15 protein-coding genes are annotated in these 13,709 nt (G+C 70.4%); 11 read left to right on the forward strand and 4 right to left on the reverse strand.

Annotated elements, in window-relative coordinates:
* Positions 1-2: 2 nt before the first annotated feature.
* Together G6N30_RS03735 and G6N30_RS03740 are read left to right on the forward strand one after the other, a co-directional pair.
* Positions 3-890, forward strand: a complete 888-nt coding sequence (locus G6N30_RS03735; protein ID WP_134060102.1) for an AAA family ATPase — start codon at positions 3-5, stop codon at positions 888-890.
* Positions 890-2,332, forward strand: coding sequence for a vWA domain-containing protein (locus G6N30_RS03740; RefSeq protein WP_134060104.1), 1,443 nt, complete (start codon positions 890-892; stop codon positions 2,330-2,332). The genes G6N30_RS03735 and G6N30_RS03740 overlap by 1 nt, the downstream gene beginning before the upstream one ends.
* A 1-nt stretch (position 2,333) precedes the next feature.
* Here the strand turns inward: G6N30_RS03740 and G6N30_RS03745 are convergent, their stop codons facing one another.
* The 4 genes from G6N30_RS03745 to G6N30_RS03760 are packed head-to-tail and all read right to left on the reverse strand — an operon-like array spanning position 2,334 to position 7,928.
* On the reverse strand, positions 2,334-3,575 hold the full coding sequence (locus G6N30_RS03745) for an NAD(P)/FAD-dependent oxidoreductase (protein ID WP_134060106.1): 1,242 nt from the start codon (positions 3,573-3,575) through the stop codon (positions 2,334-2,336).
* A complete protein-coding gene (locus G6N30_RS03750; RefSeq protein ID WP_134060108.1) occupies positions 3,572-4,984 on the reverse strand; it encodes an NAD(P)/FAD-dependent oxidoreductase in 1,413 nt (470 codons plus the stop codon). The genes G6N30_RS03745 and G6N30_RS03750 overlap by 4 nt, the downstream gene beginning before the upstream one ends.
* On the reverse strand, positions 4,984-6,429 hold the full coding sequence (locus tag G6N30_RS03755; RefSeq protein WP_134060109.1) for an FGGY family carbohydrate kinase: 1,446 nt from the start codon (positions 6,427-6,429) through the stop codon (positions 4,984-4,986). The genes G6N30_RS03750 and G6N30_RS03755 overlap by 1 nt, the downstream gene beginning before the upstream one ends.
* Entirely contained in the window at positions 6,429-7,928 is a 1,500-nt protein-coding gene (locus G6N30_RS03760) for an amino acid permease (protein WP_134060111.1), read from the reverse strand. The genes G6N30_RS03755 and G6N30_RS03760 overlap by 1 nt, the downstream gene beginning before the upstream one ends.
* 139 nt (positions 7,929-8,067) lie before the next feature.
* Here G6N30_RS03760 and G6N30_RS03765 point away from each other — a divergent pair, with 139 nt between their 5' ends.
* From G6N30_RS03765 to G6N30_RS03805, 9 genes are all read left to right on the forward strand, one after another.
* Entirely contained in the window at positions 8,068-8,826 is a 759-nt protein-coding gene (locus G6N30_RS03765) for a GntR family transcriptional regulator (RefSeq protein ID WP_134060113.1), read from the forward strand.
* Between the two features lie 91 nt (positions 8,827-8,917).
* Positions 8,918-9,517 (forward strand): nicotinate-nucleotide adenylyltransferase, encoded by a 600-nt coding sequence (gene nadD, locus G6N30_RS03770; protein WP_234880337.1) that lies wholly within the window; start codon positions 8,918-8,920, stop codon positions 9,515-9,517.
* A 10-nt stretch (positions 9,518-9,527) separates the two neighbouring features.
* Positions 9,528-9,929: a ribosome silencing factor gene (gene rsfS, locus G6N30_RS03775; protein WP_134060115.1), complete on the forward strand. Its 402-nt coding sequence runs from the start codon at positions 9,528-9,530 to the stop codon at positions 9,927-9,929.
* Positions 9,926-10,603: a glucosyl-3-phosphoglycerate phosphatase gene (gene gpgP, locus G6N30_RS03780; protein WP_134060117.1), complete on the forward strand. Its 678-nt coding sequence runs from the start codon at positions 9,926-9,928 to the stop codon at positions 10,601-10,603. Before rsfS ends, gpgP begins: the two co-directional genes overlap by 4 nt.
* Positions 10,590-11,324 (forward strand): diglucosylglycerate octanoyltransferase, encoded by a 735-nt coding sequence (gene octT, locus G6N30_RS03785; protein WP_134060119.1) that lies wholly within the window; start codon positions 10,590-10,592, stop codon positions 11,322-11,324. Before gpgP ends, octT begins: the two co-directional genes overlap by 14 nt.
* Before the next feature lie 3 nt (positions 11,325-11,327).
* Positions 11,328-12,164 (forward strand): DegV family protein, encoded by an 837-nt coding sequence (locus G6N30_RS03790; protein ID WP_134060121.1) that lies wholly within the window; start codon positions 11,328-11,330, stop codon positions 12,162-12,164.
* Positions 12,165-12,289: 125 nt separating this feature from the next.
* Entirely contained in the window at positions 12,290-12,610 is a 321-nt protein-coding gene (locus G6N30_RS03795) for an ArsR/SmtB family transcription factor (protein ID WP_134060123.1), read from the forward strand.
* Positions 12,607-13,080, forward strand: a complete 474-nt coding sequence (locus tag G6N30_RS03800) for an SRPBCC family protein (RefSeq protein ID WP_134060126.1) — start codon at positions 12,607-12,609, stop codon at positions 13,078-13,080. The genes G6N30_RS03795 and G6N30_RS03800 overlap by 4 nt, the downstream gene beginning before the upstream one ends.
* A complete protein-coding gene (locus tag G6N30_RS03805; RefSeq protein WP_166674619.1) occupies positions 13,038-13,700 on the forward strand; it encodes a maleylpyruvate isomerase family mycothiol-dependent enzyme in 663 nt (220 codons plus the stop codon). The genes G6N30_RS03800 and G6N30_RS03805 overlap by 43 nt, the downstream gene beginning before the upstream one ends.
* The last annotated feature ends 9 nt before the right edge of the window (positions 13,701-13,709 follow it).

Here is a 13,709-nt window from a genome sequence, read left to right on the forward strand (position 1 = left end):
CCGTGAGCGTCCCCGCACGTCCCGCGCCGCTGTTCGCCGACATCGACGATGTCGCGCGCCGGCTGGCCGAGACCGGATACCTGCCCGACACCGCGACGGCCACCGCGGTGTTCCTCGCCGACCGGCTGGGCAAACCGCTGCTGGTCGAAGGGCCCGCGGGGGTCGGCAAGACCGAACTCGCCCGAGCGGTGGCGCAGGCCACCGGGTCGGGGCTCGTCCGCCTGCAGTGCTACGAGGGTGTCGACGAGGCGCGCGCACTCTACGAGTGGAACCACGCCAAGCAGATCCTGCGCATCCAGGCCGGCAACGCCGCCGATGTGGGCGACTGGGACCGGACGAAGCTCGACGTGTTCAGCGAGGAGTTCCTGCTGTCGCGGCCGCTGCTGACCGCAATCCGGCGCACCGAGCCGACGGTGCTGCTGGTCGACGAGACCGACAAGGCCGACATCGAGATCGAGGGTCTGCTGCTCGAGGTGCTCTCCGACTTCGCGGTGACCGTGCCTGAACTGGGCACCATCAAGGCCGAACGCACGCCGTTCGTGGTGCTCACTTCGAACGCCACCCGGGAACTGTCCGAGGCGCTCAAGCGCCGCTGCCTGTTCCTGCACATCGACTTCCCCGATCCGGACCTCGAGCGGCGCATCCTGCTCTCTCGGGTGCCCGAACTGCCGGAGAACCTGGCGTCCGAACTGGTCCGCATCATCGGCGTGCTGCGCGGTATGCAGCTCAAGAAGCTGCCGTCGGTGGCGGAGACCATCGACTGGGGCCGAACGGTTCTCGCGCTGGGCATGGACACCATCGACGATGCGATGATCGCGGCCACGCTCGGTGTGGTGCTCAAACACCAGTCCGATCAGCAGCGCGCGGCCGGAGAGTTAAGGCTCAACTGATGGCTGCGCGCCGCGTCCGACCGCCACAGCCGCTGGCTCCGCACGGGTTGCCGGGCCACCTGGTCGAGTTCGTCGAAGCGCTGCGCGGACAAGGTATTACGGTCGGTCCCTCGGAGACGGTCGACGCCGGCCGGGTGATGGGCGTTCTCGGTCTCGGCGACCGCGAGGTGCTGCGGGAGGGTCTGGCGTGTGCGGTGCTGCGGCGTCCGGACCACCGCGACACCTACGACGCGATGTTCGACCTGTTCTTCCCGGCGGCACTCGGCGGAAAGACGGTGCTGGCCGACGAGGACAATGACGGCGACGAGCAGGACCTGCCGCCGGAGGACGTCGAGGCGATGCGCGAGGCGCTGGTCAAGTTGCTCACCGACAACCCGGACCTGGCCGAGATGGACGAACGGCTGACGGCGATGATCGCCCAGATCGTCGAGTCCTACGGCCGCTACAACTCCAGCCGCGGGCCGTCGTACTCGTCGTATCAGGCGCTCAAGGCGATGAGCCTCGACGATCTGGAGGGCCGGTTGCTGGCCGGGCTGCTGGCACCCTACGGCGACGAGCCCACCCCGACTCAGGAGCAGATCGCCAAAGCGGTTGCCGCGCGACGGATCTCGCAGCTGCGCAAGATGGTCGAGGGCGAGACGAAACGGCGGACCGCCGAACAGCTCGGCCGCGAACACGTGCAGATGTACGGGGTGCCGCAGCTGTCGGAGAACGTCGAGTTCCTGCGCGCCTCCGGTGAGCAGCTGCGCCAGATGCGGCGGGTGGTCGCGCCGTTGGCGCGCACGCTCGCCACGCGGCTGGCGGCGCGCCGGCGCCGGGCCCGAGCCGGCGAGATCGACATGCGCAAGACGCTGCGCAAGTCGATGTCGACCGGGGGAGTGCCGATCGACGTGGTGCTCAAGAAGCCGCATCCGGCCCGGCCGGAACTCGTCGTGCTGTGCGACGTGTCGGGATCGGTCGCCGGGTTCAGCCACTTCACGCTGATGCTCGTGCACGCGCTGCGCCAACAGTTCTCGCGCGTCCGGGTCTTCGCGTTCATCGACACCACCGACGAGGTGACCCAGCTGTTCGGCCCGGACGCCGACCTCGCGGTCGCCGTGCAGCGCATCACCCGCGAGGCCGGCGTGTACACCCGCGACGGGCACTCCGACTACGGCAACGCGTTCGTGTCGTTCCTGCACAAATATCCGTCAGCGCTCTCGCCGCGCAGCTCGCTGCTCGTGCTCGGCGACGGCCGCAACAACTACCGGAACCCGGAGACCGAGCTGCTCGCGCGCATGGTCAACGCCAGCCGCCACGCGCACTGGCTCAACCCGGAGCCCAAACACCTCTGGGGCAGCGGTGATTCGGCAACGCCGCGGTACGAGGACGTCATCACCATGCACGAGTGCCGCTCGGCCAAACAGCTGGCCGCGGTGATCGACCAGTTGCTGCCCGTCTGATTCAGGCGAACGACACCGTCACGTCACCGCCGTGCGGATCCGCCCGCGCGACCAGTGACCACGGCGCGCGGTAGACGCGTCCCGGCGCGGCGGGCCACGGCGTGCGCGCCGTCCCCAGCACCCGCCCGTCCTGCACCGCGCGCAGCTTCGGCACCCGGCGGTACTCGTCCACCCAGAACAACAGGTCGTCGCGGGACGCGGACCCGCCGTTCGGCGTGATGAGCTGCGGCGCAACCCATCTGAACGGGCCGTCGGTGCGGATGCGCAGCCCGGCCTCGGGGGCGTCGCGGCGTCGCAGCCAGTTCCGCACCGCGGGGGCCACATGCCGGCCGTCGAGCGCCGCGCCGTCGGCGGTGTCGACCGGGTGCAGCAGGTTGCCCACCGCGAAAACGCCAGGGGCGCTGGTGCGTAGCGCGGCGTCGACGACGGGTCCGCGGGTCCCGGCGTCCATCGCCAGACCGGCGGTGCGGGCCAGTTCGTGGTCGGGGATCCAGTCGCCGGTGAACACGACGGTGTCGCATTCGACGGTGGTGCGTGCACCGGTGTCGAGGTTCTCGACCACCGCGGCCCGGACCCGGTCCTTGCCGTGGATGCTGACCAGCCGGCTGCGCGTGAGCACCGGACCGTCCATCAACGTCCGGCCCGGAATGCGGAACGCCGCATAGGATTCCGAGCGCGGCTGGTCGGTGACCATCGCGACCGTCGCGCAGTGCGCCTCACGCAGCGTGAGCACCGCCGACCAGCTGACGAGCTCGCCGCCGACGATCAGCGCGCGGGTGCCGACCTCGGCGTGGTGCAGATGAACGAGGTTCTGAAGTTGTCCGGTCGTGTACACGCCGTCGGGCCGGTCACCCGGGATGAGGCGGGCCGGCCGCGGCCGTTCGCGCGCGCCGGTGGCCAGCACCACCGCGTCGGCCGCCACCGTCCGCACGCCGCGCGGCGAGGTGACCTGCAGGAGGCGCTCGCCGACCCAGCCCGTCACCATCGCCTCGGTCTCGAGAATCGCGCCCGCGTCGAGTGCCGTCACGGTCAGCCGCCGCGCGTACGCCGGTCCGGACATGAACCGGCGCAGGTCGCGCATCCCGTAGCCGGGATGGTCGCTGTGGCGGGGGATGCCGCCGAGTTCGGCTTCCCGCTCCAGGACCAGGACGTCGACGTCGGGGGCGAGCGCCGCCGCGGCGGTCAGTCCCGAGGGGCCGCCGCCGATGATCGCCACGGCGACATTCTGGGTCGGTACGGTCATCGCACAGCCGCCACTTCTTCGGTGTCTTCGGCGCCGTGCGACTCGAGCAGTGCGCGGGTGTGCGCCCCGCAGTAGAACCCCTGGCAGCGCCCGTTCATCACCCGGGTGCGTCGTCGCAGCCCGTCGAGATCGGCGGGCGGGATCGTCGAGTCGAACGCGTCGCGGATCTCCCCGGCGGTCACGCGTTCGCAGAAGCACACGATGCGCCCGTAGGCGGGGTCGGCGGCGATGCGGCCGGCATCCTGGTATGGACGCACGCCGACCTCGCCGATGTTCGGCATCCGCGGTGGGTCGGGCAGGTCGGCACGGGGGGTGACGTCGAGGTCGGTGTCGGCCAGCAGGCCCGTCACGTGCTCGGCGATCGCCATTCCCGACGTCAGGCCGGTGGAGCGGATTCCGCCGACCAGGACGTAGCGCTGGGCCGCGTCGACGTCGATCAGGTAGTCCTCGGAGTCGATCGCGGCGCGCAGCCCCGCATAGCTGGCGGTGACCTCCTCGTCGAACAGCTTGGGCATCAGCGCACGTCCCTTGGACAGCAGGAAGTCGAAGCCTTCCTCGCTGGTGTTGGTGGCGGTGCGGTCGGTCAGGTTCTCCGAGGTCGGACCGACCATCACGTTGCCGTAGATCGTGGGGCTGACGAGCACGCCCTTCCCGCGCGACGACGGCACCGCGAGCACGATGAGGGGCACCATCGGCCTGGTCAGCTTGTCGAACACCAGGAGTTCGCCGCGGCGCGGGGTGACCGTGAAGCGGTGATGACCGAACACGGCGTCGAGGTGGTCGGCGCCCAGTCCGGCGGCGTTGACGATCCAGCGGCCGTGCACGTCGCCTGCCGTGGTGCGCAGCGTGGTGTGGCCGTCTGCGGGTTCGGCGCCCAGCACACGCGCATCCCGGATCAGCCGTGCGCCGCGCTGCACGGCGTCGGTGGCCAGCGCCAGGTTGGTGGTCCAGGTGCAGATGAGCGACTCACCGGGCACGGTCAATCCGGCCAGCGCACCGGGGCCGAGGTCGGGCGCCATCTCGTATACCGTTGCAGCGTCGACGATTTCGCATTCGTGGTAGCCGTTGCGCACGGCCTTGTCCTGCAGGCCCGGCAACGCGTCGCGTTCCTCGTCGGTCCATGCGACCAGCAGGGCGCCGGTGCGTTCGACGGGAATGCCGGTCTGCTCGGCGTAGGCGCCCAGGAGGTCGTAGCCGCGGGCCACCAGCCGCGACTCCAGTGTTCCGGGTTTGGCGTCGAATCCGGTGTGCAGCAACGCCGTATTGGCCTTGCTCGTGCCGTCGCCGACGTCGCTGCGGGCTTCGAGCAGCGTCACCGACGACGTGGTGCCGGCCAGGGCGCGCGCGATGGCGCTGCCCACGATGCCCGCACCGACCACGACGACGTCGCTGACGTCGGGGGAACTCATCAGGTATCTCCTCGGTTCTGCAGGGTCGATTCCGCAGCCTGCCGCCACCGGTGCAGGTAGTCGGCGGCGCGGTCGGCGGACCACTGCGGTCGGTAGGTGTGGACGGGCGTCCACGTGCCCACGGCGTCGGCCGGGGCGAGTGCGGGGTCGAGCGCCATGCGCGCGCAGGCGGCGGCACCGAGGGCGGTCGCGTGCAGGGACGGATACACGTCGACGGGGATCTGAGCGAGATCGGCCTGAGCCTGCATGAGCACCGTCGAGCGGGTGAGGCCGCCGTCGACCCGCAGCCGGGTCAGCGGCCGGCCGAGGTCGGTGCCGACCAGATCGGCCAGCGCGGTGACCTGGGCGGCGATCCCCTCCAACAGTGCCCGCACCAGCTGTCCGCGGCCGCTCGACAGCGTCATCCCGGAGAAGGAGGCGGTCGCCCCCGAATCCCACCACGGCGCAGCCAGACCCGCGAGCGCCGGTACGCACAGCACGCCGTCGCTGGAATCGGCGGCGACGGTGTCGAGTCGGTCGGCGGCGGGCACCAGGCCGAGGTCGATCGCCCACCGCACCGCGGACGCCGCCGTGTAGACCTGACCGTCGGCGCAGTACGACGTCTGACCGCGCAGCCGCCATGCCACCGACGTCGTCAGACCCGACGACGACAGCGCCGGGGCGACGCCGAGTTGTGCCAGCAGGAACGCTCCGGTGCCGTAGGTGCATTTGGCGGCGCCCGGATCCAGACAGCTCTCGGCCAGGAGCGCGGCCTGCTGGTCGACGATCAGCCCGGCGACGGGGATGGGCGGCCCGAAGACGTCGGTGTGCCCGACGATCTCGTCGCAGCCGACGATCGCCGGCAGCGACTCGCCGGCGAGCCCGAACAGGTCGAGCAGCTCACCGTCCCAGGACGGAGAGTCGAGTGCGGTGAGCAGCGACCGGCTGGCCGTGGACGCGTCGGTGACGAAGGCGCCGCACAACCGGTGCACCAGCCAGGTGTCGGTGGTGGTGACCACCCCGGCGCGGGCGAGGTTGGCCCGCAGCCACGCCATCTTCGGCGCCGAGAAGTACGGATCGAGCACCAGCCCGGTCCGCTGGGCGACGCGGTCGGCCGAGTCGGCCAACTGTGCGCAGACCGATTCGGCCCGGCGGTCCTGCCACACGATCGCCGGGGTCAGCGGACGGCCGGTCTCGCGGTCCCACGCCAGCACCGTCTCGCCCTGGTTGGCCAGCGCGACGCCCGCGACCGCAACCCCCGCCTGCGCCAACGCCTCTCGACCCGCGCTGACCACCGAATCCCACAGGGCCTCCGGGTCCTGTTCGACGGCGCCGTCGCCAAGGTACTGCGGGCGCAACGCGACCTCGGCGACGGACACCACTCGACCGGGCCCGTCGGCGCCGTAGTCGACGACGATCGCTTTCGTCCCCGACGTGCCCTGGTCGATGGCGAGCAGACAAGTCATCAGTCTTTCGCGGCCTCACGGTCGAGTTCGGCGTCGATCGAGTGCATATCGGGCATCGACAGACCCTGCCGGCCGCGGGTCGCCAGCAGGTAGCCCAGGTACAGCGCACCGATCACGACCATCACGATGACGTAGGACCACGCCTCGGCGAAACTCGAGTCACGGAACAGCGCCAACTCGAAGACCAGCCAGACGACCGCGACCGTGACGACTGGAATCTCCCACGCGCCGAGGTCGAATTTGCCGTTGGCGGGCAACGACTTGCGCTTGATCAGGTACAGCACGACCGTCGCGGCGTAGAGCACCGCGGGCAGCAGGGTGGCGGCGCCGAAGAGCGTGAAGAGTGCCGTCTCCGAACGGTAGAAGGTCACCAGGATGAGCTGGGCGACGACGAAGTAGAGCACCGCGGCCTTGAACGGCGTGCGGAAGCGCGGCGAGATCTGATCGAACTGCTGCCAACCGGGGAAACGCTTGTCGCGCGACATCGCCCAGGTGAGCCGCACGCCGGTGATCATGATGACCAGACCGCACGCGAAGATCGCCAGCACCACCATCAGCAGCAGCAGCGTGGCCACGACCGAACCCAGTGTGTTCTCGATGACGTCGGCGATCGGCGTGCCGGATTCGGCGAGTGCGATCGGGTCACCGGCGGCCAGCGTCACCGCGACCAGGAAAAGGAAGCCCAGCACACCGGAGGCGAGCACGGCCTGGCACATCGCCCGGGGCACCACCCGCTCGGGGTCGTGGGTCTCCTCGGCGAGGTTGGCGGCCGACTCGAAGCCCACGATCGTGAAGGCGCCGAGCAGGAACCCGAGCATCCACGGGCCGGCCGACGTCCAGTCACCGAAACTCCAGAACCCCTCGTCCGGGACGGCGCCGTGGCTGAACAGGTTGCCGAACTCCATGTCCCCGCGGATCGCGGCGACCACCAGCAGGAGCACGGTCAGTGCGACCATGCCGATCAGTTCCAGGGTGACGAAGCTGTTGTTGACCCGTTCGGCCCATGGCGTCGAGAACGCGACGAGCAGGAACTGCGCCGCCAGGACGAGCGCCGTCACCAGCCAGGCGATGGTCGCCGTCCCCTCGTAGTTCAACAGCACCGGCAGGATCGTCGAGGCGATCGTGTAGTCGACCGCGACGACCACGATGGCCAGGAAGGTGAACGAGATCCAGCCGATGATCCAGCCCAGCACGGGGTTCGCCAGCCGCGACATCCACTGATAGTGGTAGCCGGTCACCGGGATGCGTGAGGCCAGCGCGCCGAGGACGAAGGCGACCGCCAACTGACCGACGACCGCGATCGGCCACGTCCAGATCCCGATCGGGCCGGACGTGTTGAGCACCGACCCGTAGGTGGTGAACAGGCCGGTCGCAATGGAGACGAACGCGAACGCCACCGCGAACGACGCGAACTTGCCGGTGCGCCGCTCCAGCGATTGGGAGTAGCCGAACTGCGCGAGGTCGGCGGCGTCACCGCCGCCGGAAACGGGACCGGACATAGCTCCTCCAAGTTGGTATAGACCATGTGGTTGAACCGTAGTATGGGTGTGAGCCACGTCATCGTCAACCCGGTAACGAAACGTTTACCCAGCCGCGTGGCCTAGACCATGTGGTCGGCGGCCCGACTACGCTGCAGACATGCCGGCCGCCGCGAGGAAGAGCCCGCCGACGGGCGGGGGCGACCCGCCGCGTTACCTCGCGATCGCGGCGGTGGTGCGCGACAGAATCGTCACCGAACAGCTCGGACCGCACACGCTACTGCCCTCTGAACGCGAGCTCGCCGAACAGCACGGCGTCAGCCGGATGACCGCCCGCCAGGCGCTGTCGTTGCTCGAGAGCGAAGGCGTGGTCTACCGCAGGCCACCGCGCGGCACCTTCGTCGCCGAACCGCGGGTGCGGTTCCACATCGGCAGTTTCTCCGAGGAGGTCTCGCGCCTCGGCCGCCGGCCCGCCGCACGCCTGCTGTGGGCCGAACTGCAGCAGCCCACGCCCGCGGTGCGGCTGGCACTCGGCCTCGCCGACGGCGCGGCCGTGCACGTGTTCCACCGGCTGCGCAGCGTCGACGACGCGCCGGTCGCGCTCGAGACCACGTTCCTGCCCGCCGCTCTGACGCCCGGCATCCTCGACGCACCGGAAGAGGGTTCGCTGTGGGCGGTGCTGCGCGACCGGTACGGGATCCGGCTCGCCCGGTCCACCGCGGTGCTCGAGTCGATCGTCCTCGACGACGCATCGAGCTCCGCGCTCGCCGTGCGCGCGGGATCGGCGGGCACCCTGCTGACCCGCCGCACCGACGACGACACCGGTCGCTGCGTGGAGTTCGCGCGCGACGTCTACCGCGCCGACCGTGCCGCATTCGAGGTCTCTGAGGTGCTGGGGTCCGACCGCGCACCGGCCTGACCGGCCGCGCGCTGCCGTAAGCTCGCTGTTCGTGCAAACCCGTCCGATGAGCCGCTCGCGCGAAGAGATTCGTACGCGCAGGCTGGGCGTGATGGGCGGGACGTTCGATCCCATCCACCACGGGCACCTGGTCGCCGCGAGTGAGGTCGCCGACCTGTTCGGACTCGACGAGGTCGTGTTCGTCCCGACCGGACAGCCCTGGCAGAAGCACGACCGGCGGGTCACCGCCCCCGAGGACCGCTACCTGATGACGGTGATCGCCACGGCGTCCAATCCTCGGTTCTCCGTCAGCCGGGTGGACATCGACCGCGGCGGCCCGACCTACACCAAGGACACGCTGCGCGATCTGCACGAGCTCAACCCCGATGCCGACCTGTACTTCATCACCGGCGCCGACGCGCTGGGCTCGATCCTGTCGTGGCAGAACTGGGAGGAGATGTTCTCCATCGCCCGGTTCGTCGGGGTCAGCAGGCCCGGCTACGAACTGGACGGCAGCCACATCTCGGCGGCCCTTCGGGAACTTCCGCCCGACGCCCTGTCGTTGGTGGAAGTGCCCGCACTGGCCATCTCGTCGAGTGACTGCCGTAAACGTGCCGGCCAGGGCCGGCCCATCTGGTATCTGGTGCCCGACGGGGTGGTGCAGTACGTCACCAAGCGCAGGCTCTATCTCCCCGAACCGCTCGAAAGCTGAGGACATCCCCATGACCGCCTCCGACGAAGCCATCCAGATGGCGACCGTCGCCGCCCGCGCGGCGTCGTCGAAACTCGCCGACGACGTCGTCGTCATCGACGTCTCCGGCCAACTCGTCATCACCGACTGCTTCGTCATCGCCTCGGCGAGCAACGAGCGTCAGGTCAACGCGATCGTCGACGAGGTGGAGGAGAAGATGCGGGTGGCCGGTCACAAGCCGGCGCGCCGCGAGGGCACCCGCGAGGGGCGCTGGACCCTGCTCGACTACGTCGACATCGTCGTCCACATCCAGCACCAGGACGAGCGAAATTTCTACGCGCTCGACCGGCTGTGGCGGGACTGCCCGCTGGTGCCGGTCGACCTGGACGGCGATGAGCCGCTTGCGCGAAGAGAATCGGACGGCGACGCGTGAGGGTGCGCCGGCTGGTGCTGCTGCGGCACGGCCAGACCGAGTTCAACGCCGGCCGGCGCATGCAGGGCCAACTCGACACCGAACTGTCCGAACTCGGCCGCGAACAGGCGGTCATCGCCGCGGAGGCGCTCGCCAAGCGCCAGCCCCTGCTGATCGTGTCCTCTGATCTGCGCCGCGCGCTGGACACCGCGCTCGCGCTCGGCGAGCGGTCGGGTCTGCCGGTGTCGGTCGACACCCGGCTGCGGGAAACCCACCTGGGGGACTGGCAGGGCATGACGCATCTGGAGGTCGACGCCGTCGCCCCCGGTGCGCGGCTGGCGTGGCGCGACGACGCCCGCTGGGCGCCGCACGGCGGGGAGAGCCGCGTCGACGTGGCGGCCCGCAGCCGTCCGCTGGTCGCCGAACTGGTTGCCGGACAACCGGACTGGGGATCGGACTGCGACGGTCACGCCGACCGTCCGGTCGTGCTGGTGGCCCACGGTGGGCTCATCGCGGCGCTGACCGCGGACCTGCTCGGCCTGCCGGTGGACACCTGGCCGGTGCTCGGCGGGATGGGCAACGCCAGTTGGGTGCAGCTGTCCGGGCATTCGCAGGACGACGCCGCGTTCGACGACATCCGGTGGCGGCTGGACGTGTGGAACGCCTCGGCGCAGGTCGGCCATGACGTCCTCTAGGCGGACCCTGCTGGTGTTCGCCGATTCGCTGGCCTACTACGGACCGACCGGCGGACTGCCGTCGGACGATCCGCGCATCTGGCCCAATCTCGTTGCGGAGCAGCTGGGTTGGGACCTCGAACTGATCGGGCGCATCGGCTGGACGTGCCGCGACGTGTGGTGGGCGGCGACGCAGGATCCGCGGGCGTGGGCCGCGCTGCCGCGCGCCGGTGCTGTCGTGTTCGCCACCGGCGGGATGGATTCGCTGCCCTCGCCGCTGCCCACCGCGCTGCGGGAGCTCATCCGGTACGTCCGGCCGCCGTGGTTGCGGCGCTGGGTGCGCGACGGGTACGGCTGGGTCCAGCCGCGGCTGTCGCCGGTCGCGCGGGCCGCGCTGCCGCCGCATCTGAGTGCGGAGTACCTCGAGATGACCCGCGCCGCCATCGATTTCAACCGGCCGGGGATCCCGATCGTGGCGTCGCTGCCGTCGGTGCACATCGCCGAGACCTACGGCAAGGCGCACCACGGCAGAGCCGGCACGGTGCGGGCGATCACCGAATGGGCGGCAGAACACGACGTTCCGCTGGTGGACCTCAAGGCTGCCGTCGCCGAGCAGGTGCTCGGCGGGCACGGCAACCCCGACGGGATCCACTGGAACTTCGAGGCCCATCGGGCCGTGGCGGAGTTGATGCTCGAGGCGCTCGCCGAAGCCGGTGTGCCCCAGACGGTCACGGGTACCTGACCGATGGCGGTGGTGGTGGTGACCGATGCGTCGTCGCGGTTGCCGGCCGAGGAGCTGACGCGCTGGAACATCCGGCAGGTGCCTCTGCACGTGCTGGTCGACGAACTCGATCTGCGCGACGGGGTCGACACGATCCCCTACGACATCCACGAGCGGGCCCATGTGACGACGTCCGGGGCCACGCCGGGGGAACTGGGCAAGGCCTACCGGCGCGCACTGGCCGACAGCGGCGGCGACGGTGTGGTCGCGGTGCATCTGTCGGCGGCGCTGTCGGGCACGTTCAGCTCCGCGGTGACCGCGGCGCGTGAGTTCGGGCCGCTGGTGCGCGTGGTCAACACACGTTCGGCGGCGATGGGTGTCGGGTTCGTCGCGTCGGCGGCGGCGCGGTGCGCGGCCGAGGGCGGCGACCTCGACGCGGTCGAGGCGGTCGCCCGGTCGGTGGTGCCGCGCGGGTCGGCGTTCATCGTCGTGCAGCGGCTCGACAACCTGCGGCGCAGCGGGCGGATCGGCGCGACCGCGTCGTGGCTGGGCACCGCGCTGTCGCTGAAACCGCTGCTGCGCGTGGACGTCGACGGCCGTCTCGTGCTCGCCCAGCGCATCCGGACCACGTCGAAGGCGCACGCCGCGCTCGTCGACCAGGTCGTGGAGGTGGTCGGGGACCGGCGCGCCGCGGTCGCTGTGCACCACGTCGACAATCACGACGCCGCGGACGCGATCGGCGCCGCGCTGACCGAACGCCTGCCGCAGATCGAGGCGCTCACCGTCACCGACATGGGGCCGGTGCTGGCGATCCACGTCGGCGCGGGCGCGGTCGGGGTGTGCGTCAGCCTCTCGGACTGAGTAGGGCCGGGCCGCCGGGCCGCCGACACTACGGTTGCTGGCGCCGTCACCCGCGGTTCCCGTCCCCAACCGTCGTCTCGGCGACCTCTCGACGCCTGGCATTGGTAAGTGGTAACTTACGGTTCGTGGTCACTTACCAAGAGGATGCATGGGTGGCGATGGCCGATCGCACCCGGCGCTCGATCGTCGAACGGCTCGCTCTGGGGCCGTGTGCGGTCGGCGAATTGGCACGTGACCTGCCCGTCAGCCGACCGGCGGTGTCTCAGCACCTCAAGGTGCTCAAGCGAGCCGGACTGGTGCACGACCGGGCCGACGGGACGCGCCGCGTCTACCAGTTGGATCCTTCCGGGCTGGCGGCCATGCGGGCCGACCTCGACCGGTTCTGGGCGCGGGCACTGGCCGATTTCAAGCAGCTCGTCGAGCAGGGAGAAGGGAAAGACCCATGACGCAGGCTCAGTCCCACACCGTCCGCCACGAGGTGGCGGTCGCCGCACCCGTTGAACGTGCATTTCAGGTGTTCACCGAGCGGTTCGGCGACTTCAAACCGCGTGAGCACAATCTGCTGCACGCGCCGATCGCCGAGACGGTGCTCGAACCGCGCGTCGGCGGCGACATCTACGACCGGGCGGTCGACGGCACCGAATGCCGGTGGGCCCGCATCGTGGCCTACGAGCCCCCGCATCGCCTCGTGTTCACCTGGAAGATCGGCCCGACGTGGCAGGTCGAAACCGATCCCGAGCGGGTCAGCGAGGTGGAGGTGCGTTTCCTCGCCGAAGGCGACGAGCGCACCCGCGTCGTCCTGGAGCACCACCATCTCGAACGGCACGGCGACGGTTGGGAATCCGTGGCGTCGGGCGTGGACGGCGACGCCGGATGGCCGCTGTACCTCCGGCGATACCAAGGGCTGCTGGGGTGACGGCACGACCGCCGCTGACGGAGTTGGCGCGCGCCGAACGGACGGATCTCGCCGAGTTCCTGGCCACGCTGACCCCCGCGCAGTGGCAGGCGCAGAGCCTGTGCGACAGGTGGACCGTCAAAGACGTTGTAGCCCATGTCGTCAGCTACGAGGAGTTGAGCTTCGGTGGCCTCGTCGGGCGCTTCGTCAAGGGCCGGATCGCACACGCGAACCAGGTCGGGGTTGACGAGTTCTCGCACCTGTCCACGTTCGAACTGCTCGACTACCTCAACCGGCATCTCGACCCCTCGGGGCTGACGGCGCGGTTCGGCGGCATGATCGGATTCGTCGACGGCACCATTCATCACCAGGACATCCGGCGCGCGCTGCACCGGCCGCGCACCGTCCCGGCCGACCGGCTGGCGCGGATCCTGCCGCTGATACCCGGCAATCCGCGACTCGGTGCGGGCCGGCGCATCAAGGGCTTGCGGCTACGGGCCACCGACGTCGACTGGAGCCACGGCGCCGGACCCGAGGTGGCCGGGCCCGGCGAGGCCCTGCTGATGGCGATGGCCGGCCGCCCGGCCGCGCTCGCGGACCTGTCCGGTCCCGGCAGAGATGTTCTCGCGCAACGGCTCTGACGCTCGGCG

Source organism: Mycolicibacterium litorale, assembly GCF_010731695.1.
Lineage (GTDB): Bacteria > Actinomycetota > Actinomycetes > Mycobacteriales > Mycobacteriaceae > Mycobacterium > Mycobacterium litorale.

Coding starts and splice junctions, on each gene's coding strand:
- G6N30_RS03740 (WP_134060104.1), top strand. CDS start 890: ATGGCTGCGCGCCGCGTCCGACCGCCACAGCCGCTGGCTCCGCACGGG.
- G6N30_RS03745 (WP_134060106.1), bottom strand. CDS start 3,575: ATGACCGTACCGACCCAGAATGTCGCCGTGGCGATCATCGGCGGCGGC.
- G6N30_RS03750 (WP_134060108.1), bottom strand. CDS start 4,984: ATGAGTTCCCCCGACGTCAGCGACGTCGTCGTGGTCGGTGCGGGCATC.
- G6N30_RS03755 (WP_134060109.1), bottom strand. CDS start 6,429: ATGACTTGTCTGCTCGCCATCGACCAGGGCACGTCGGGGACGAAAGCG.
- G6N30_RS03760 (WP_134060111.1), bottom strand. CDS start 7,928: ATGTCCGGTCCCGTTTCCGGCGGCGGTGACGCCGCCGACCTCGCGCAG.
- G6N30_RS03765 (WP_134060113.1), top strand. CDS start 8,068: ATGCCGGCCGCCGCGAGGAAGAGCCCGCCGACGGGCGGGGGCGACCCG.
- nadD (WP_234880337.1), top strand. CDS start 8,918: ATGGGCGGGACGTTCGATCCCATCCACCACGGGCACCTGGTCGCCGCG.
- rsfS (WP_134060115.1), top strand. CDS start 9,528: ATGACCGCCTCCGACGAAGCCATCCAGATGGCGACCGTCGCCGCCCGC.
- octT (WP_134060119.1), top strand. CDS start 10,590: ATGACGTCCTCTAGGCGGACCCTGCTGGTGTTCGCCGATTCGCTGGCC.
- G6N30_RS03790 (WP_134060121.1), top strand. CDS start 11,328: ATGGCGGTGGTGGTGGTGACCGATGCGTCGTCGCGGTTGCCGGCCGAG.
- G6N30_RS03800 (WP_134060126.1), top strand. CDS start 12,607: ATGACGCAGGCTCAGTCCCACACCGTCCGCCACGAGGTGGCGGTCGCC.
- G6N30_RS03805 (WP_166674619.1), top strand. CDS start 13,038: ATGGCCGCTGTACCTCCGGCGATACCAAGGGCTGCTGGGGTGACGGCA.